This window comes from Mesorhizobium shonense, assembly GCF_040545255.1.
In the GTDB taxonomy this organism is placed as follows: domain Bacteria; phylum Pseudomonadota; class Alphaproteobacteria; order Rhizobiales; family Rhizobiaceae; genus Mesorhizobium; species Mesorhizobium shonense.
The window spans coordinates 734,671-754,037 of the sequence record NZ_JBEPLM010000002.1; the positions used below are offsets into that span (position 1 = coordinate 734,671).

At 63.2% G+C, this 19,367-nt stretch carries 18 protein-coding genes and 2 pseudogenes; 2 read left to right on the forward strand and 18 right to left on the reverse strand.

From position 1 onward, the window contains the following. Nucleotides 1–70 precede the first annotated feature (70 nt). The 3 genes from nirK to ABID26_RS09070 all read right to left on the reverse strand — a co-directional run bounded on the left by nirK (nucleotide 71) and on the right by ABID26_RS09070 (nucleotide 3,241). The gene (gene nirK / locus ABID26_RS09060; protein WP_292301130.1) at nucleotides 71–1,174 is read right to left on the reverse strand and encodes a copper-containing nitrite reductase; all 1,104 of its coding nucleotides are present in this window, start codon (nucleotides 1,172–1,174) and stop codon (nucleotides 71–73) included. Between the two features lie 259 nt (nucleotides 1,175–1,433). Continuing rightward, on the reverse strand, nucleotides 1,434–1,880 hold the full coding sequence (locus ABID26_RS09065) for a pseudoazurin (protein WP_292301132.1): 447 nt from the start codon (nucleotides 1,878–1,880) through the stop codon (nucleotides 1,434–1,436). Nucleotides 1,881–2,053: 173 nt separating this feature from the next. Continuing rightward, entirely contained in the window at nucleotides 2,054–3,241 is a 1,188-nt protein-coding gene (locus tag ABID26_RS09070; RefSeq protein WP_292371300.1) for an NnrS family protein, read from the reverse strand. A 205-nt stretch (nucleotides 3,242–3,446) separates the two neighbouring features. On the opposite strand from ABID26_RS09070, the gene ABID26_RS09075 reads away from it, so the two are divergent. Then, nucleotides 3,447–4,151, forward strand: coding sequence for a Crp/Fnr family transcriptional regulator (locus ABID26_RS09075; RefSeq protein ID WP_126098950.1), 705 nt, complete (start codon nucleotides 3,447–3,449; stop codon nucleotides 4,149–4,151). On the opposite strand, the gene ABID26_RS09080 is transcribed toward ABID26_RS09075, so the two are convergent. Further along, the gene (locus ABID26_RS09080) at nucleotides 4,148–4,363 is read right to left on the reverse strand and encodes a DUF1858 domain-containing protein (protein WP_126098951.1); all 216 of its coding nucleotides are present in this window, start codon (nucleotides 4,361–4,363) and stop codon (nucleotides 4,148–4,150) included. The genes ABID26_RS09075 and ABID26_RS09080 overlap by 4 nt on opposite strands. Before the next feature lie 207 nt (nucleotides 4,364–4,570). Here ABID26_RS09080 and ABID26_RS09085 point away from each other — a divergent pair. Beyond that, nucleotides 4,571–5,110 (forward strand): annotated as a pseudogene (locus ABID26_RS09085) (acetate/propionate family kinase); the annotation flags it as partial. 26 nt (nucleotides 5,111–5,136) lie between these two features. Here ABID26_RS09085 and ABID26_RS09090 read toward each other — a convergent pair. From ABID26_RS09090 to ABID26_RS09155, 14 genes and pseudogenes are all read right to left on the reverse strand, one after another. Then, nucleotides 5,137–5,652, reverse strand: a complete 516-nt coding sequence (locus ABID26_RS09090; RefSeq protein ID WP_292344253.1) for a GNAT family N-acetyltransferase — start codon at nucleotides 5,650–5,652, stop codon at nucleotides 5,137–5,139. A 47-nt stretch (nucleotides 5,653–5,699) separates the two neighbouring features. Next, nucleotides 5,700–6,347 (reverse strand): helix-turn-helix domain-containing protein, encoded by a 648-nt coding sequence (locus tag ABID26_RS09095; protein WP_292301136.1) that lies wholly within the window; start codon nucleotides 6,345–6,347, stop codon nucleotides 5,700–5,702. 671 nt (nucleotides 6,348–7,018) lie between these two features. Next, nucleotides 7,019–7,930, reverse strand: a complete 912-nt coding sequence (locus tag ABID26_RS09100) for an ABC transporter permease (protein ID WP_292301138.1) — start codon at nucleotides 7,928–7,930, stop codon at nucleotides 7,019–7,021. Continuing rightward, nucleotides 7,927–9,027 carry an ABC transporter permease gene (locus tag ABID26_RS09105; RefSeq protein WP_292301140.1) on the reverse strand — a complete coding sequence of 367 codons (1,101 nt, stop codon included), beginning with the start codon at nucleotides 9,025–9,027 and terminating at the stop codon, nucleotides 7,927–7,929. The genes ABID26_RS09100 and ABID26_RS09105 overlap by 4 nt, the downstream gene beginning before the upstream one ends. Next, nucleotides 9,024–10,547, reverse strand: a complete 1,524-nt coding sequence (locus ABID26_RS09110) for an ABC transporter ATP-binding protein (RefSeq protein ID WP_292301155.1) — start codon at nucleotides 10,545–10,547, stop codon at nucleotides 9,024–9,026. Before ABID26_RS09110 ends, ABID26_RS09105 begins: the two co-directional genes overlap by 4 nt. 3 nt (nucleotides 10,548–10,550) lie before the next feature. Continuing rightward, nucleotides 10,551–11,645, reverse strand: coding sequence for a BMP family ABC transporter substrate-binding protein (locus ABID26_RS09115; RefSeq protein WP_189521549.1), 1,095 nt, complete (start codon nucleotides 11,643–11,645; stop codon nucleotides 10,551–10,553). A 33-nt stretch (nucleotides 11,646–11,678) separates the two neighbouring features. Next, nucleotides 11,679–13,057, reverse strand: a pseudogene (locus ABID26_RS09120) (amidohydrolase). Between the two features lies 1 nt (nucleotide 13,058). Then, nucleotides 13,059–13,712 (reverse strand): glutathione S-transferase family protein, encoded by a 654-nt coding sequence (locus ABID26_RS09125; RefSeq protein WP_292301158.1) that lies wholly within the window; start codon nucleotides 13,710–13,712, stop codon nucleotides 13,059–13,061. Beyond that, nucleotides 13,709–14,554 (reverse strand): aromatic ring-hydroxylating oxygenase subunit alpha, encoded by an 846-nt coding sequence (locus ABID26_RS09130; RefSeq protein ID WP_292344254.1) that lies wholly within the window; start codon nucleotides 14,552–14,554, stop codon nucleotides 13,709–13,711. Before ABID26_RS09130 ends, ABID26_RS09125 begins: the two co-directional genes overlap by 4 nt. Beyond that, nucleotides 14,551–15,201: a Rieske (2Fe-2S) protein gene (locus ABID26_RS09135; RefSeq protein WP_292344255.1), complete on the reverse strand. Its 651-nt coding sequence runs from the start codon at nucleotides 15,199–15,201 to the stop codon at nucleotides 14,551–14,553. The genes ABID26_RS09130 and ABID26_RS09135 overlap by 4 nt, the downstream gene beginning before the upstream one ends. 160 nt (nucleotides 15,202–15,361) lie before the next feature. After that, nucleotides 15,362–15,631, reverse strand: coding sequence for an acylphosphatase (locus ABID26_RS09140; protein ID WP_292344256.1), 270 nt, complete (start codon nucleotides 15,629–15,631; stop codon nucleotides 15,362–15,364). 108 nt (nucleotides 15,632–15,739) lie between these two features. Then, a complete protein-coding gene (locus ABID26_RS09145) occupies nucleotides 15,740–15,955 on the reverse strand; it encodes a hypothetical protein (RefSeq protein ID WP_292344257.1) in 216 nt (71 codons plus the stop codon). A 3-nt stretch (nucleotides 15,956–15,958) separates the two neighbouring features. Next, nucleotides 15,959–17,887, reverse strand: coding sequence for an adenylate/guanylate cyclase domain-containing protein (locus tag ABID26_RS09150; RefSeq protein ID WP_292344258.1), 1,929 nt, complete (start codon nucleotides 17,885–17,887; stop codon nucleotides 15,959–15,961). Nucleotides 17,888–18,229: 342 nt separating this feature from the next. Continuing rightward, entirely contained in the window at nucleotides 18,230–19,147 is a 918-nt protein-coding gene (locus tag ABID26_RS09155; protein ID WP_354414998.1) for an NADP-dependent oxidoreductase, read from the reverse strand. Nucleotides 19,148–19,367: the final 220 nt, after the last annotated feature.

Below are 19,367 nucleotides of genomic sequence, written 5' to 3' on the forward strand. Positions count from 1 at the left end.
CCGAAGACTCCGCCTGCCAATGCAGCTCGCCCGCGGTAATGGTGGGTTGCACGGCGATTGGCCTTCCCATTTATGAAGCTATCGCCTTGGGTGGCTCGACCTGCATCATCAGATCGTCGTCCCAGCTTCCGTCGACCATGAAATGCGCGGTCGCACCGAGCTCGACTGCCTCGATCAGGTTGTGGTTCACGTAGGCGTAAATTCCCGGCTGCCGGAACGTGTAGAGCGCAGCACCCGCCGATCCGCCGCGGATAAACCAGGTCTCCATATCCTTGGCAGGCGGGTTCGCGAACTTGCCGCCTTCCCAGACGAAGTCGCCGTGGCCGCCGATCAGATGCGGACGAGTATCGCGGTTGGCCTGGGAATGGACGATCAGCACCGTTTCGCCGACCTTGGCCTTCATGGCGTTTTCGCCGGTCAGCGATCCCGCCCCGCCGTTGAAGACGACGTGCGTCGGGATCAGGCCGCGCATCACCTTCACGGTGTCGTCGTAGTTGTCGCCGGCCGAGTCGTACTTCTTGAATTTTCCCTGCTCGTCGCGCGGGATGTAGAAATCGTTCTCGCCGATATAGTAGATGCGGTCGTAGCGGACCGGCTTGCCCTTCTCGTCCTTCAGGCCGTCACGCGGCAGCACCATCACCGCGCCGCTCATCCCCGACACGACGTGCCAGGGGATCATCGCTCCGCCGGGTGCGCAATGGTAGACGAAGGTCCCCGGCCGGGTCGCCTTGAAGCGCAGCGTCACCTGCTCGCCCGGATTGATCAGCGTCAGCCCGCCGCCGCCGAGCGCGCCTGTCGCCGCATGGAAGTCGATATTGTGGGCGAGCGTGTTGGTGTCGGGATTGGTGAGCGTCAGCTCGAGATAATCGCCTTCATGCACGACCATGAGGGGGCCCGGAATGGAGCCGTTGTAGGTCATGGCGTTGAGCTGCGTGCCGTCGGCGTCGATGACCACCGGTTTCTCTTCGATCGTCATGGCGAACTCGACAACCTTGGGGCCGCCCTTGGCCACCTGGTCGTGAGCGTGCACGAAAGGCGGCGCGACCAGAGTCACCTTCTCGCGGGGCAGTCCGGCCACATCCTTCGCGGCCGCTATCACCGGCGCCGAGCCGATGGTGGCGATGGCGGCGGCGGTAAGAACAGAACCCAGCAAAGCTTCGCGTCTCGTAAGCATTTTCATCTCCTCGACTTCAACGGTTTCGATGAAGGCAGGATAGTGTCTTTGTACGGAGCTTCTTTGCGTTTGCGCAAATCTGGACCAATGAATTTTGACTTTGGCAGGGATTTGCCGAAGTCACTTGCGTCCCGACAATCAAGATTGCGGCGGTGGCCAAATCGCGAAATTGAAAATGGCCGGACAGACCTCTCCCGTGGTCTGTCCGGCCAGTGCCTCCAGCCCGCCATTGCCGGAGGCAGCCTCGCATGCTGTCGGATCAGTTCGAAGCGGTCTTGGTCGCTTCAGCGAAGAGCTCGGCGAAGACAGGCTTTGCCTTGCCGATCTGCTTGACGGCTTCCGCCGCTTCAAGGTTGACAGGCTTGCCGACGAGGATCAGGGCCACCATGCCCATGCCGTAATGGGGAGCGCACTTCACGCCATAGACGCCCTCTTTGGTAAGGGTCACCGTGATCTCCTCGCTCGGCTTGCCCTTGAAGGCTTCGGCGCCCTCCGGGATCATTCCCTTGATGATCTCGGCATTGTGACTCTTGTCGGTCGGCACGAACTTGATGGTGTCGCCGGGTGCGGCCCGGACGAAGTCGGGCTGGAAGACCATCGCGCCCTTCTCGCCCTTGTTCAGCATCTGGACGACATGTTCTTCGGCATTTGCAGCGCCGGCAATTGAGAGCAAGGCGATCGCCGCGGCAATCAGGGGCAGTTTCATTGGAGAGTTCCTTTCTCTGTTTCATCACGGCATCGACCGTTGCGTCCTTGTAGATCGTCGGGCGACCTCGCGATTTGCGCTGGCGCAAATTGTTCGACGAATACGCGGCGAGAAGATCGAGCGACGGCCAGGCCTCGCCCGCCTGTTCCTCAAGCATGTTCCTCAAGAAGGATTCATGCGCGTGCGCGCAGGCGAGGGCGCATGAGAAACCCGCCAAACAACACCGCATAGCCGGCGAAAGCGGCAATCCAGAACGCCGCCGACATGTGGAGGAGAATTGCCTCGGCAGGCGCGACAGCGGCGGCCACGCGCAGAAGGGCGGCAATGAGGATCGCAACGAAAACCGCGCATGTTCCGGCACTTGCCTTCAACTCACGGCCTGTGTGGCCGAGGGTGGCCCGCGCCATGACGGCAAGGGTCATGCAGGCAATCGCTCCCACGGCAAACGTATGAATACCGGCAACCGGGGGGATCCTTCCTGGAGCGAAGGCGGCCAGTCCGGCAAGCAGCAGGCCAAGCGGAACAAAGGCGAATGCAAGGTGCAGGATCAATACCAACGGGTCGGACAGCGTGCGGTCGCCGGCCCAGCGGGCAAGTCGAACAGCGTTGAAGACCGCGGCGACGACCAGCAACACGCCGGTTGCAATGGTGTCGGGGAAAAAGCTCCAGGCAGCGAGGCCGACAGCGGACAGCGCGATCGTTCCGACATCGAGCCTGCCGAACGGCGTCGGGAGCCGGCCCGGCCTGTCGCGAACCAGCCAATTGCGGGTGAAGCTCGGAATTATGCGTCCGCCGATGACCATGATGAGGACGACAACCGCTCCCAAGCCCAGGCGCCGGCTGATGTCGGAGACACCCTGGTAATGCGCTTCGGCGTGAAACAGGACATTCGCGGCAAAAAGAGTTGCTACCGGCAGCAGCACCTTGAGGTTGCGCCAGTTTCGCCCGGCGATGATTTCCGTCGCGGCGGCCACGACCACCGCGAGAAGAAAACAGCAGTCTAGGGCTGCGGCCAGGAGCCATCCCGTTTCCGCCGAAAAGAACACGGCGACACGCCCCGTGATCCAGAGCAGCACGAGCGCCAGCAGGCGAAAATCCTGAACGGGAAGTCGGCCGGTCCAATTCGGAATTGCAGTCAGCAGGAAACCGGTCACGACAGCCGGCAGGTAGCCGAAAAGCAATTCATGAATATGCCAGTCCACAGGCAGGAAGGTGCTGAAGGTTTCGAGCTTGCCGTAATAGAGGGGCAGCCACAAAAGCATCGCGGACGCGGCTTGCAGCGAGCCTAGCAGAAAAAAGGGCCGGAACCCGTAGGAGAGAATTGCCGGATAGGCGCTTGGCCGCGTCCGTGGAATTGCCATGACATGCCTCATCAAAAAACAGGCAAGGCGCCTGCCGGCCACTTCTATCCCGGCCCTGAAGGATGGAATTTGCCTCAGCGCAAACAAGCGAATGATTGCCGGGCCGCAGCGACAAGAGGCTCACTTGTCGACGGGCGGTCGTCCGTGACACAGTCGGGCAGGGGTCCGAGCGCGTTGCGCCGTTGAAGTTGGGGAGGAAAGGCGGTTGGCGAGCCTTGATCGATCATTGATTGCCGGGCTGTCCCTCTTCGAGGGGATCGCTGCCGCGGATCTCGATCGCATAATCGGGCAAGCGAGGTCCATTCGGATCGCCAAGGATCAGCCGGTGTTCGAGCAGGAGCAGGAGGCGCATTCCTTTTTCCTGCTGCTCGACGGCCATGTGCGCGTGGTGAAATCGACCGCGGATGGGCACGAGGTGACCGTGCGATACATCAGCCCGGGCGAGTTGATGGGGATCGCCAGTGCGCTTGGTCGGACGACCTATCCGGCAAACGCCATCGCGGCTGTCGACTGCGTGGTGCTTGCCTGGCCAAGCCAGCTCTGGTCCACATTCGCGGCGAGCTTTCCGAGCTTCAGCGCCAATACCTACAAGGCGGTGGGGAGCAGGCTGCAGGATGCGCATGCGCGCGTCATCGAGATGTCCACCGAACAGGTGGAGCAGCGCGTCGCGCATGCGCTGCTCAAGCTTATCAAGCAGTCGGGGAAAAAGACCGAGGAAGGGATTCTGATCGACTTCCCGATTTCACGCCAGGACGTCGCGGAAATGACGGGCACCACGCTTCATACGGTAAGCCGGCTGCTTTCCGCCTGGGAGGACCAGGGGCTCGTCAAGAGCGGACGGCAAAGGGTGGTCGTGGTCGAGCCGCATCGGCTGCTTGTCATCGCCGAAGGCCGCGCGACCAAGAGCTAGCCCGCTCCACCGGCGTCGATAGCCGCCTGCAGGTCACGGCGAAGCTGGTCCTCGTCGAGATCATGCTCGCGCGCCGCTTCGGAAACGGTGTGAAAGGAAGCGATCGGGCAGCCGACGCAGAGCATTCCATGCTGGAGCACGACGCGGATTGCCGCCGGCGTCTCGCGCATGATCCCGTCCATCGTCGTATCGTCGTTCAATTTGCGTTTCATGCCGATTGTCCGCATTTGCAAACAGACTTCCTGCCTGAGCTTTCCGACCTGTTCGTTGCTCTGAAGCAAAGACGCGCTCTCTTGCTCCTCAACGAGGCCGCAGCCTGACGTGCGTTTTGGAGGCGCCTTCTCCTGGTCTGGTGTTTACGATGGATCAAAGCCCGCTCATTCCTCGCCGGTTAGAGCGATGGCGGCCGGTCTTGACACCGACCGGTCGTCGCCCATCTCGGCAGTGGAGCGAGCTTGTGCGCCATGATGGCAGGGGCAAGCGCCGCCACCACCATGGGGTTTTCGACGCTCGACGGTCTTCTCATGAGCACGCGTTGCGGCGCCATCGATCCCGGCGTGATCCTGCATCTCCTGCAGGACCGGAAGCTGTCGCCCGATCAATTGACCGAATTGCTTTACGAGCGTTCCGGCTTGCTGGGGATATCCGGCATTTCCGGCGATATGCAGACGCTGCTTGCGTCGAAAGATGCCGCGGCACGTCGTGCCATCGATTTCTTCGTCTACCGTATCGGGCGTGAGATCGGATCGCTCGCAGCCGCGCTTGGAGGGCTCGACACACTCGTGTTCACCGCTGGCATCGGCGAGCATGCGCCTCAAATCCGGCAAAGGATCTGCGAGGCTGCCGCGTGGCTTGGCGTTGTTATCGATGACGGTTTGAATCGCGGCGGCGAAGCGTTGGTTCCGGCCGACGAGGAACGTGCGGTGGCTATGGAACTCCTCGACCTCGAAACGGTCTGATCTGCCCCGTGGCAGGATATTGGGACTTAGCCCGGTGGCTTGGCACCGAGTTTCCGCCGAACCAGGACGAGCGTCGGGTCATCGGGATCCGTTGCGACGGTGAAGCCCATGTCGCGCTCGAGCTCGATAGCCGCGCGATTTTCGCGGCTCTCGATCGACTCGATCGTCTCGATACCCTGCTCATCGGCGTATCGCGCGATATAGGCGAGAAACTCCCAGCCGACGCCGAGATGCTTGCGATCCTCGCGAATGCAGATGGCGACCTCGCCACACCGGTCGGCTGGATCGGCGGCAAGCGTCGCCACCGCTATCAGCATTCCCTCGGTCGAGAAGGCCAGGAAATTATGGATATGCGGATCATCGGAGCGGGTCATCGCCACCAGCCGCTCATGCGAAACTTGCCGCACGGCTCCCAGGAAGCGGAAGCGCAGATCCTCCGGCGTCACATGGGTGAAGAATTCGGCGACGAGTGGCTCGTCCTCAGGACCTGCACGGCGCGCTTCGAAGCGAAATCCGGTGTGAGTTGTAAGCGTGCTTTTCATTGCCGTCCCTTCCTAGATCGATGCAGGGGCGATTGGCCCGAATGATTTCATTCCCCCATCGCCAGCAGGGTTTCCCGCTTGAGGATTTCGATGCTGCGCAGGCTGAGCAGGCGGATCACGCCTTTCTCCTTGAGGCGGGTGAAGACCCGCGAGACGGTTTCGATGGTGAGGCCGAGATAGTCGCCGATGTCGTTCCGCGACATAGGCAATTCCACCTGCCGCAGCCCGCCCTGACGCTCAGACATTTCGATCAGGAATGCCGCAACGCGCTCGATGGCGTTCTGACGGCCAAGCACAAGAAGATGTTCCTGCGCACGGGTCAGGCCCTTGAGGGCAAGGGGCAGGAGCTGCCGGGACACGTCCATGCCTGAGGGAGCGCGAAAGACCCGCACGCCGGTTGCGTTGATCGCTTCGGCGAAGAAATGGTGAGTGGCGTCTGCTTCGAAACCGAAAGTTTCTCCCGCCAGATGGAACGCACTGATCTGCCTGCGACCGTCGGCAAGCAGGCGGTAGATGCGGACGGCGCCGAATTCGACCTGATAGAGAGCGCCCGCCTTCTCGCCTTGGGCATAGATCTCCGCGCCTGCAGGGAAGAAGCTGACCGGCTGCACCGGCGCACCCTCGAAGACGAGAGCGGAGGTATGGTGCGGGATATGCTGCGGCAGTTCGATCTGGGCATTCGCTTGAGCATACATGGCTGTCTTCCCGGTTGATCCGTGACAACAGCAATCGCGCGAATCCGGGAATTCCGAAATTCGGTTATGTCCCTAGGGGAAACTACCTAGAGCAGCACAATTTGGTGCTGCGATATCTCATCGGGCGCGCGTGGTTGAACGTGATCCATGCCCGCGCGAGCTGGCTGGGCGATTTTCAGTCAGAACAAAGCATCATGCCCGGCCTCGTCCAGTGAAACTTCCAAAAGAGGGAGCTATCACCCTAAGCAGGGTTCAATTGCGCATAGTACGGCGCTTCAAATCACTCTTCGTTTCGGTCATCGGGCTCGCCAGACCATACGAGAGAATACGAAGGAAATGGGTTGGCGAACCAGCCGCTAACGTATTGATTTCCTGTAGAAAACGTTGCCCATCGGCGATTAGCAATCGGCGTTGGTGCGTTGCGTTCATCGTTTTTGAAGCCGGCACCTCTGCCGGCCTCCCAGCCGCCACCATCGTGAAGTAGCAGGAATTGATGTGACGTCGGACGAAGGCGGTGTCGGTCAGGCTGGCATTGCCGGCAGGATTGGCCCGGGATCAGCTCGGCATTTTAAGGCATGGTCTTGAGGGTTGCGCGCAGCCCTTCATGCCCCAGGGACGGTGCGATCTGCGCTCAGATGTCGCGTTATTGCGCGCGGGGGCGGCGAGCGACACTATTGTTCGAAAGGCTCTCCCAGCGAAGCCACGCCGTTGAGCTTGAGCAGACGCCGGTTCGAAGAAATGATGCCCAGCACGACGATTGTCACCAGATAAGGTAGGCTCGATAGAAGTTGCGAGGAAACGTCGAGCCCAGTTGTCTGGGCTGCGAGGCTTGCGAGGGACACGGCGCCGAAGAGGCAAGCACCGAGGAAGATACGGCTGGTAAGCCAAGTGCCGAAGACCACGAGCGCGATCGCGATCCAGCCGCGCCCGGCGATCATGCCATCGGCCCAGAGCGGAGTGTAGACCACGGCCGCGTAGGCACCGGCGAAACCCGCCAACGCGCCGCCGAAAGCGACCGCGGCGAAACGCACGGCGATTACCGGATAGCCGAGCGCCCGGGCCGCCTTGGGATTCTCGCCGACGGCGCGCACGACAAGGCCGGTCTTGGTGTAGGCGAATATCGCCCAGATGGCGACGGTCGCAGCAAGCGAGAGCCACACGACGACGTCCTCGACGAACAGGCCGCCGACGACCGGGATATCTGAAAGCCAGGGCAATGAAAGCTTCGGTAGGCCTTTGACCGTGAGGCTCTCATAGCTCTTGCCGAACAGTGCCGAGAGGCCCTGGCCGAGTATGCCGATGGCGAGACCCACCGCGACCTGGTTGGCGCGGAACCCCAGCGCAATGACGGCAAAGACAAGGGAAAGAGCCGTGCTGGCGAGGCCCGCGGCGACGAAACCCAGGAGGTGACCGCCGCCGTGATAGACGATGATGAAGGCGATGACCGCCCCCAGGGCCATCAGTCCCTCCACGCCGAGATTGAGGACGCCGGCCCGCTCGGCCACCATTTCCCCAAGCGCCGCCAAAAGGAACGGCGTGGCCGCCGCCAGCATTCCGGCAACGATGAACTCGAGAGCATTCATGGAGCGCTTCCGTGAGCGGCATGGCGCCATTCGAGCCGGTAGCGGACGAAGGCGATGGCGACGAGATAGGCGAGCAGCAGGCTGCCCTGGAAAACCCGGACCGCGGCGACTGGCAGGTTTGCCGAGACCATGGCGTTGTCGCCACCGATATAGAAGGCCGCCATGAGCAGCGCGGAAAAAACGATGCCTATCGGGTGAAGGCCACCGAGATAGGCCACGATGATGGCCGCATAGCCGTAGCCGGTCGAGATGGAGCGCTGCAACTGGCCGAGCGGCCCGGCCACCTCGGCCGCCCCGGCGAGGCCTGCCGCGAAGCCGCCGATGAGGAGGGAAAGCCAGATCGCGCGTCCTTCATTGAAGCCGGCGTATCCGGCCGCGCGCGGCGCGAGGCCGCCGACCTGCAGCTTGTAGCCGGCGAAACTCCTCTGCATGAAGACCCAGGCTGAGAGGGAGAACGCGAAGGCGATAAGCAGCGAGACGTTGACGCGGGTGCCGGGGATCAGGATCGGCACCATCGCGTCGTACTGGAACATCACCGACTGCGGGAAGTTGAAGCCGGCCGGGTCCTTCCAGGGACCGAGAAGCAGATAGTTGAGTACCTGCGCGGCAACGAGCGCCAGCATGAGCGAAACGAGAATCTCGTTTGCGTTGAGCCGCACGCGCCAGAACGCGGTGAGCGAGGCCCAAAGCGCGCCGCCCAGTGCGCCGAGGACGAGCATGGCGGGCCAAATCCACTGGCCCGTCGCCTGCGGGAGCCAAATGGGAATGGCCGATGCGAAGATCGCGCCGAGGATGAACTGGCCCTCGGCGCCGATGTTGAACACCTTTGCGCGAAAGCCGATGGCAAGCCCCTGCGCGATCAGCAGCAGCGGCCCCATCTTCAGCAGGACTTCCGAGAAGGAGGCCCAGGACAGGAAGGGTTCCAGAAGCATCGCGTGGAAAACGGCGACCGGATCGCGGCCGATCAGGAGATAGAGCCCGAGATTGAGCAGCGTAGCCAGACCGAGCGCGGTGGGCGGGGCGACCAGCTTGATTGCAAGCGAGGCGTGTTCCCGGCGAACCAGTACGGGAAGGAACGGCCGGGACAGAGCGCTCATGCGGGGACCTTTTCGGCCGTCGATTGCGCACCGATCATGTAGCGGCCGACCTCCTCGGGTTTGGTGTCGCGCGTCACCAGCGGCGGGCTCAGCCGGCCCTGATGGATCACCTGGATCGAATCGCAGAGCTCGAACAGTTCCTCCAGTTCCTCCGAGATGACCAGGATGGCCATGCCTTCGTTGCGCAGCGCGACAAGGCGCCGGCGGATGGCGGATGCGGCGCCGATGTCCACGCCCCAGGTGGGCTGCGCCACGAACAGCAATTTCGGGGACAGCATGATCTCGCGGCCTACGATGAACTTCTGCAGATTGCCTCCCGAAAGCGCCCCGGCCTCCGTTTCGGAACCCGGCGTGCGCACGTCGTATTGCCGGATGCAGTCGTCGGCGAAAGCCTTCGCGCGGGCCGTGTCGACGAGGCCGCGTTTCAAGAGGCCGGAGGGATGGGCGGTCAGGAGGCTGTTGAGGACGAGCGACATTTCGGGCACCGCGCCGCGGCCCAGCCGTTCCTCCGGAACGAAGGCGAAGCCCAGCCGCCGGCGGGCAGCCGCATCGAGTGGGCCGACGTCCCTTCCCATCATGAAGATACGCTGTGACTTTTCCCGCGGCAGCACCGTCTCGCCCGAGATCAGCGCCGCGAGCTCGCTCTGCCCGTTGCCCGATATGCCCGCGATACCGAGGATCTCGCCCGCCCGGACCGTCAGGCTGACGTCGGAAAGCGTCGCGGCGAAGGGATCGTCCGGCCGATGCTCTAGGCCGACGATTTCAAGGCGCTTTTCCCCGCCGGAATGCGCAAGCGCCGGCATGGGCTGCGGCATGTCGCGGCCGATCATCATGCGGGCGAGGTCGTGCGCGTCGTGGTTGCGGGGATCCACATGGCCCGTGATGCGCCCGCCGCGCAGGATGGTCGCGCGGTCGCAGACCGCGCGGATCTCCTCCAGCTTGTGCGAGATGAACAGAATCGACACGCCGCCGTCGCGCAGCCGCCGCAACGTCTCGAAAAGCTTGTCCACCGATTGCGGCGGCAGGACGGAGGTCGGTTCGTCGAGGATCAGGAGCTGCGGTCGGGTCATCAGGCAGCGGATGATTTCCACCCGCTGCCGCTCTCCGACCGAGAGCGCGTGCACGTGGGCAAGTGGATCGACCTCCAGGCCGAAGTCGCGGCCGAGCTTGCGGATGCCTTGCGCAAGATCCGATTTTTTCCCGGGCACGACCAGCCGGATGTTCTCCACCACCGTCAGCGTCTCGAACAACGAGAAATGCTGGAAGACCATGCCGATCCCCTTGCGTCTCGCATCCGCCGGGGACGCGAGCGCGAGGGGCTCTCCTTTCCAGCTCGCCGTTCCGGCGTCCGGCTGCTCGACGCCGTAGATCAGCTTCATCAGCGTCGATTTGCCCGCCCCGTTCTCTCCTAGGATCGCGTGGATCGAGCGCGGAGCCACGTCCAGATCGATGTCCCGATTGGCATGGATCTGGCCGTAGCTCTTGGAGATGCCGCGCAGCGACAGAAGCGGGGCGGTCATGGATTACTTGGGCAGCGGCGTGGTGACACCCTTGACGTGCCAGTCCATGGCGACGATCTCGGCCTCGGTCATTGTCTTGCCGGCGGGGACGCCTTCGCTGCCGTCGGCCTTGGCGATCGGACCGGCAAAGGGCGAGAAGCTGCCGTCGGCGATCTTGGCTTCAACCTCCTTGATCTTGGTCATGATGTCGGCCGGGATGCCCGGGTTCCAATCGACGACTTCGACAACCTTGTCACCGACACCCAAGAAGGCGTTGGCTCCCTTGAAGGTACCGGCAAGGTGGGCATCGACCGAGGCTTTGAAGAAGGGCGACCAATCGGTCGCCACGCAGCCGAGATAAGTCTTGGGCGCGTATTTCTTCATCGACGAGTTGAGGTTGAAGGCGGGGATGCCGGCCTCCTCGCAGGCCGCAACGACGGAAGGCGTGTCCTGCGCGTTGGAGAAGATGACGTCGCATTTCTGCGCCAGCAGCGCCTTGGCGGCTTCCTGCTCCTTGGCCGGATCGAACCAGGAGTTCACCCATACGACCGAAACCTCGACATCGGGCTTCACCGCCTGCGCCCCCAGCGTGAAAGCGTTGATGGAGGTGATCAGCTCGGGAATGGCGAAGGCGGAGACCGAGCCGAGCTTGCCGGTCTTCGAACGCGCGGCCGCCGCCATGCCCATCAGGTAGGTGCCCTGGGAATATTGGGCAGCAAAGGGCGAGAAGTTCGGCGCCACCTGGAAACCGGAAGCGTGCAGCACGGTGACGTCGGGATTGCGGCGCGCGATCTGCAGGGCGCCGTTCTGGTAGCCGAAGGAACCGGCGATCAGGAACTTGTTCCCGTCGGCGACCGCCTTGTTCATGATGCGGTCGGCGTCGGGGCCTTCCTGAATGTTCTCGATGATGGTGACCTTCACCTTGTCGCCGTAGGCGGCCTTGACCGGCTCGAGCCCGTCGGCCAGCGCACGGCCCCAGCCGACGTCGCCGACCGGCGAGGGGACCACAAGCACGATGCCCAGCGGTTCGTCGGCGGCAAGCGCGCGGCTGCCCACCGCGGCGACGAGCCCGGTAGCGGCAGCGCCCTTCATCAATCTTCTGCGGGTAAGATTTGTCAGCATGTCGGTTCCCCTTGCTTTTGGTTTTGGCTTCTAGAGTTCCACGGTCGCGAGCGCCGCCTCGGCTTGCGCGAACAGCCTGGCCTCGTCGAGCCCGGGAATTCTCCCTTGGCCCAGACGATGCGGCCGTTGATCATCGTCATGTCGGTCGGCGTGCCGATGCCCACCTTGGCCAGCAGGCTCAGCGGATCGTGCCGCGTGCCGACATAGTCCATGCGCCGCGTGTCGATGGCGAACAGGTCGGCGGCCATGCCGGGCGACAGCCTGCCGATGTCGCCGCGCCCGAGCAGCGCCGCGCCCCCGGTTGTCGCATAGCCGAGGAAATCGGCCGGCGGCGGAACCGGATGGTCACGTGTCGACGCCGACAGGCATTGCAGCATGTAGGCGGAATGGATGCAGTGCATCAGGTTGGAATTGTCGTTCGAGGCGGCGCCGTCGCAACCCAAGCCCACAACGAGCCCGAGGGTCGACATCGCCGGTATGTCGGTGATTTCGGCGCCGACGAGATAGACCGGCTCCGGGCAGTGCGCGACGCCGGTGCCGCTGGCGGCCATCTTGCGCAGCTCGTCGTGGGTCAGCTCCCAGCAATGGGCATAGAAGGCATCCGACCCGCAGAAGCCTATCTCCGCGCAATAGTCCACGGTGCGCAGGCCATGGCGGGCCTGAATGACCGGGCTTTCGCCCTCGCCGACATGGGTATGCATGCGCACCTTGCGGTCGCGCGCCAGCGCCACCGATTCCACGAATGTCTCGCGATAGCAGTTGACCGGCTGGCAGGGCGCGACGACGACCTGGCGCATGCCGAAGCGACCGGCATCATGGTAGGCGTCGATCAGCCGGGCGCAGTCGGCGATGAACTCGTCCGTCGTTTCCAGCATGGCGTCGGGGATGGTCGAGCCTTCCGATTTCGGCAGCGTGTTGCCGCCACGTCCGGCATGGAAGCGCATGCCGAGCAGTTCGGCCGCCTCGAACTGTCGGTCGATCAGCCTTTTGCCGGCATGCCGCGGAAAGCAGTACTGATGGTCGAACGCCGTCGTGCAGCCGTGCTTTATCAACTCCGCCATGGCCGTGACCGATACGTGGTAGAAACACTCCTCGGTCAGCCGCGAGAAGATGGGATAGATGCGGTCGAGCCATTCGATGACCGACAGCTTCGTCCAGTCCAGATCGGCGCGGTTGCGCACGAAGCACTGAAAGAAGTGGTGATGGGTGTTGACGAGGCCGGGATAGACGAACCAGCCGGCAGAATCCTGCGCGACGGTCCCGACGGGCAGCTCCCCCTTGTCGAGGCCTTCGCCGATGGCCCGTATCGCCGGGCCGTCGGTCAACACATCGACATTGCGACCGACGCGCGGACCGTTGCCATCGTCCACGATGACCGCAGCGCAGTTCTTCAACAGATAGCCCGCCACGTCAGGCCTCGCCTGGGACGGGCTCGGGTCTGAGCTCGTGCAGCCGGTGGATGCCGGGCATCTCGATGAAGCCGTCGAGACCGCGGATCGCCCGCGACCACAGCCGGATCACGGGATAGGGATCGAGCGAGACGCCGCCGTCCGGCGCCAGCGCCACATAGGGAAAGCAGGCGATGTCGGCGACACTCGGCCGGTCCGACGCGAGGAAGCGCTGGCCGCGGATATGCTGTTCGACGAGACCGGCTTCCAGCTCCCGCAGGGCCGTTGTCCCCTGTCCCTGAAGGACATCGATATTGCCCGGACGCAGCAGCATCTCATGCAGGCGCGCCGCCCCCAGGCTGGCGGTGAGCCGATGCGAGAAGGAAAGCCATTGCTGGATGCGCGCCGCCTCTCCGGCCGTATCGCTGCCCAGCCATTGCGGTGCCGCTTTCGCGGCGAGGTAGACAAGCATGGCCGAGGATTCGGTCAGGATGAGGTCGCCATCCTCCAGGATCGGGATCGAACCCGCCGGGTTGAGCGCCATAAGTTCGGGGCCGCGATGCTCGGCACCGGGATGGAAGTCGACGGGCCGGATGTCGAGCTTCACCCCGGCCAGCGCAGCCATCAGGCGCGCCTTGTAGCAGCTCGGCGACAGCACGTAGTCGTAGAGCTTCATTGCGCCACCAGTTGCGCGCCGTAGGTGTAGCTATGGCGTTTCAGCCAACGCCGGTAGGCAACCGACGTCAGGTCGGCTCGCGTGGGAATCTCCATGCCGGGATCGAGCGGCAGCAGCCCCGGAATCTGGTTTTCAAGGATCGACCGGTCCTGGACGAAGATCGTCTGCTGAAAATGGATCAGGTCCGTCATGGGCGTCTCGTCGTCGAACAGCGCCATCCATGGCCACACGTCGCACAGGTCTTCGGCAAGAGGCTGCACGAAAAGCGTGATGACGTCCCATTCGCCCGGGCGCGGCGGACAGGTCTTGTAAAGGATCGAGCAGGTCGGCGCAGGCACGCGATACATGTATTCCGTGGTTATGCCGCCTTCCGCCGACTTGGCGGCCTGCGGCTGGTAGAACTTAACCTGGGTCGCCCAAACCTCGTCCTCGTCCTCGCGGATCTCGACCTTGTAGTTCTGGACCTCCGTATGCGGTTCGGCCCCCAATATGTCGGTATGGACGAACGGAAAATGCGCAATGTCCAGGAAGTTCTCCACCGCGCGCAACGGCGAGCAGCGCACGCGCACCACTCCGACATCGACAAGCCGGCGGCCGGGCTGATCGGCCTCGTGGATCGCAAACAGCGCCTTCTGCGGATCACCGGGCGACGCCCAGACATGGCCATAGCGCACGCAGACCGGCAGGGCGCGTCCGTTGCCGCCGGTGACCTTGGCGTTTCCGTCGTCGCCGAGCCGCACCTCGATCGGTTCGCCCATGAGGGCCGTCTTGCGCCCCTGCGCATCGAGCTGGCTGGCGAGGCCGACCGGATACCATTCGTCGATCATTGCGCTGCGGGTCATTGGACGGCCCTGCCGCGCCGAATGCCCTCGGCCGCCCGTCGCAGCGTTTCGGCGGCCCGCGACGCGGCGATCCGCTCGGTCGGATTGGCGTCCTCGCCCACCAGAACATGCATGAGCGTCCGCGCTTCCCCTTCGGGGGCAAGCAGCAGCCGCAGCGTCCGGCCATCGTGGGTATGGTCGAGCAGGCCGTCGTTGGCCTTCGCGCCCGCGGCCGCCTCCAGCGCCGCGACGTCCGCCTCCACCATCATGGAGCGCAGCGGGGCAAGGCCGTCGAGCCGCGGCGGCAGGGCAGCGGCTTCGCCGACGGAAATCCATATGAGCCCGCCGCTGTCCTCGACCGCCTGGGTCGCGACGCGAATCGTCTCCGGCGGCGCCAGCCCCGGATGGGCCGGAATGCGCAGGCAGTTTCCCGCCTGGGCATAGCTCCAGCCGTGATAGATGCAGGACAGGGCCTCACCGCGCACGAAGCCATGGGAAAGCCGCATGCCGCGATGAGGGCATCTATCGGCACAGGCCGCAGCACGGCCGGAGCGGCTTCGCCAAAGGGCAATCGGTCCGACTGGGGATAGCGCCGGCATCACGGTTCCCGCCGGCAAGTCCGCAGAGAGGGCAACTGGCATCCATGAGCCGGTCGGATAGGGTGGCATACGTCAACTTTCAAATGACATCAGCATCTTCCCGAGCACAGCTTCGCGGTCAAGGGATTTGCTAATAAGCCCGGTCACGTTTGCACAATATTTCCTCACTGACAATAATGCCTAAAAAAGGGGCATCCCGTCTCCCGGGCAGGGCAGCGAGCTTCAAACCCTAGCTCGATTCGTTGTCGATCGGCGTCCGGCGAATGGTCTCGACCCAGACATCGATTGGTCCAAGGGAGCACCCCATCTCCATCATATCGATCAGTTCGGCCGGACCGGCGACGTCGAGCTCAATCCGATCGGGACCGGCAACGCATATGGCCTGCGAGAGCCCGAGCTTGGCGGCATGACGCTCGATCCACGGAAGGAAGGATGACGCCTCGACATCGCCGAGGATCGTCATGCGCTCCCGCCAGGAATATCGATTTTGCTCGCTCATAGAAAACCTCGGCAATGAAACAGATATATATCTATCTGCATTGTGCTCAATCGCTGAGGCACCTGACCAAGCGCCGTAAACAGGCTGTGGTGTGGGGCTTGTGATCCCTCATTCGGCTTGCGTCGTTCGGCGGCGCAGCGTCACCGACCGGCGCAACACGGCCTTTCGGAATCGGATGTCATGACCCAAAGCCGTCTCGCAGTCCCGAGCGGGAAATGGCTCTAAAAGCGCGTCGCGATGAAACGGATCCAGGCGACGCGCTTTTAGGTCTTTGTTTTTATGCATGTCGTTTTCGCAAAACCGCTGCACACTTTTGCGCGACATGCATTAAGCTCCGGAAGGCCGTCCTTCGGTTCCGCTTCCTGATTGGCCTTCTGCCTTCGCCAAACTGACCTCCAGGCGCTCGATCAGCGCCCGATAACGCGGATGATCGCGCACAGGATTCATATCCACGTCCTGCGCCATCCAGTGCACTTGCTGCAATCCAAGCTGCGGCACGCAGTGCTCCAACGTGTCGATCGCCTTTTCGACGGCGCCGATCGCCGCCAGGAAACACGCGACATTGTAGTGGCTGCTATAGTCCTCCGGGTCGATGGTGATCGCGCGCTCGGCCCACTGCACGGCGCGTTCGTCCAGGCCGAGATTGTGGAGGATGTAACAACCATAGGCATAGGCTGCCCCGTCGTCCGGATAGAGCTGCATGGCTTTCTCGATGCGGGTGAGCAACTCCCCTGAAAGCCTGTGGGCTTCCTCCTCGTCGCCCAGGGTCTTGCGGCAATCCCAGAGCATGCACATCGCACCATAGCTGTTGCGATCAACCTGCGCCGCCTTCTCGTAGGCGGCCGCGGCCTCTGCAAACTTGCGCTCCATGCGCAGCACGTCGCCCAAGGTCCTGTGCGCCTCGTAGAGATCGGGATCGAGAGCGATTGCTCGCCGGCAGGCGGCGCCTGCGAGCTCGATTTGCTCCTTCTGGAAATGCGCCATCGCGTGGGCCACGTGAGCTTCCGCCAGCGTCGAGTCCAAAGCCAGCGCGCGCTGCGCCTCGGCGCTCAAGGTGATAAGGTTTGCGCTGGGATCTCCGGATCTCAGCAACATGCCTTCAGCTAGCGCCAGCCCGGCCCGCGCCAGCGCGTATTCGGGATCTATCTCGAGCGCCCGCTGGTAGAGGCGTCGGGCGGAAAGGTGATTGCGACGGCCCAGGCGCAAGAAATGCTGCCGTCCCATGAGGTAATATTGATAGGCTTCGACGTTCTCGGTCGTGCGCTTGCCGATGGCAGCATACTCGGCCGGCATCAGCCGGATCTTCAGGGCATCGACGATGGCCCGCGCGATCTCGTCTTGGAGCGCAAATATGTCGTTGAGATCACGGTCGTAGCGCTCGGCCCACACATGGTGCCCACTCATCCCGTCGATCAGCTGCGCGGTGATGCGAACGCGACTACCCGCCTTGCGCACGCTGCCTTCCAGCACATGCGAAACGCGCAATTGCCGCGCCGTTTCGCTGACATCCATCGACTTGCCTTTGAGGGTAAAGGTCGTGTTGCGCGCGGTGACTGCCAGCGCCCCGACCTTGCTGAGGTCCGTAATGATGTCCTCGGTGATGCCGTCGGAGAAATATTCCTGCTCCGGGTCGCCGCTCATGTTGGTGAAAGGCAGCACGGCGATCGATGGTCGGTTGCGGAACGGAAGCGCATCCTTGGCCGACGGCACGGACGAGCTGGTGGGGGATTGCTCAACGGACATGACACGGTAAGCGCGTACCGGCTCCGCAATATTGTGAACCCGTTGCTCGCCGATATCCGTATAGACGTATTCGAGTTTGCCTTTTACTTGATCGTAAATGGCGCGCCCGATGCAAACACCGCCAGGCTCCGCGAGCTTTTCAAGCCGTGCCGCGATGTTCACGCCGTCTCCGTATATGGTGTCGTCTTCGACGATCACGTCGCCGAGGTTTACGCCCATACGGAACGCCATACGCCGGTTTTCGGGGAGCCCGGCGTTCTCGCCGCCCAGCTCGCGCTGCAGCTCGATCGCACACTGCACGGCGTTAACCGCGCTCCCAAACTCGATCAGCAGGCTGTCCCCGGCCGAGCCGACGATGCGTCCGTGGAACCGGGCGATCTTGGGCTCGAATACCTCAGCTCGCAGCCGCCTCAGCCGTCCCAGCGTTCCCGACTCGTCGGCCGCCATCAGCCGCGAGTAACCTGCCACGTCGGCAGCCAAGATCGCCGCAAGCCTGCGTTGCTCTTCTCGCAAGGAACGGACCTCCCGCCAGTTGGAACAATCTTAGCCTAAGAAACGGCGCGAGCGAGCCCTTGTTCGGATGCCTGGAATCCGAAATTGGCGTTAAGGAAGCATATCGGAGCGGAATTCGCCTGCGCGGCAGGTCGCAGAACCATACGGAACAACGCAGGAAGATTTCTGATACAAGCCACGAAATAATCAATTAAATCAATAGCTTTAAGCAGGGTTGGAGGCGCTCGACATCTCATGCCCGGGCCATGGAAGTTGCCAGGTAACCCCGGCGGGTCTCATGAGACGCAACTGGCCGATCCGGATGGCGCCGGCCGGCCGCGTGCAACGATAGGCGCGTGCCGTTTACGGACGAACGCGGATGACCGTCTTCCCCTTGCGCCGCTCGGTCGGGTTGAAGGCGGCGACCGCATCGTCGAGGGTCGCGATGCTGCCGATATTCTTACGCAGTCGTCCGTCCCGCACCCGCTGGACGATCTCACACAGTTGGGTACGGTCGGACTCGACAACGAAGTCGACCGCCAGGCCGTCGTCGGGCCGCGCCTCTGGTGGGCCGACGACCGACACCAGTGTTCCTCCGGCTCGAATCAGGCCTGCAGAGCGCTTCTGGATGTCGCCGCCTATGACATCGAACGCCAGATCGACGCGGCCGACGTCTTCCAGAGGGTCGTTCTCGAGGTCTACAAACTCCTGCGCACCGAAGTCGAGTACCGTCTGACGGTCGGCGGTGCGCCCGGTTCCGATGACGTAGGCGCCGGCCTCGCGCGCGAGTTGCACCACCATCGAACCGACTGCGCCGGCCGCGCCGTGGGCGAGGACGCTCTGCCCCGCCCGAAGACGGCCATGCTGAAACAGCCCCTGCCATGCGGTCAGTCCCGAGATCGGCAGGCTAGCCCCCACCGTGAAGTCGACGTCGCCGGGCAGCGGCGCGAGGTTGTGTGCCTCGATAGCTATATACTCCGCCAGGGTGCCGTCACGATACCAGTCGGCGAGGCCGAACACCCGCTGTCCCAGCGACAGTCCTGCTGTGCCGTAGCCGAGAGCGGTCACCACCCCCGCCAGCTCGTGTCCGGGGATCGACGGCGTCCGGTCACGGTCGAGGCGATCGGTCCAGGTCGAGGGCCACGCTAGCTCCGTCGGGACGAATCCCGACGCATGAACCTGAACGACCACGTCGTTTATCGCCGCCTGCGGCTCCGGCCGCTCCACCAGCCTCATTCCGGCTGTTCCAGAGGCCTGCTCCGTCACAACAATTGCCTTCATTCGTCAATCTGCCTTTGTTGTAGGTCTTCCGAGTTCCTTTGCCGACGAGCGAAAATATCGAAACTGGTGGATCCAACGACCCTTTGGTTATTGAATCGATGCCATGGATGCGACTCCACCAGGCAAATCATGCCTTCAATCTTGAACCGGATTTTGGCTCCACGCTCAAAGGACTTTCCACAGCGGCCGCCCGAGCCGCATTGCCGATTCATGCGGTTCG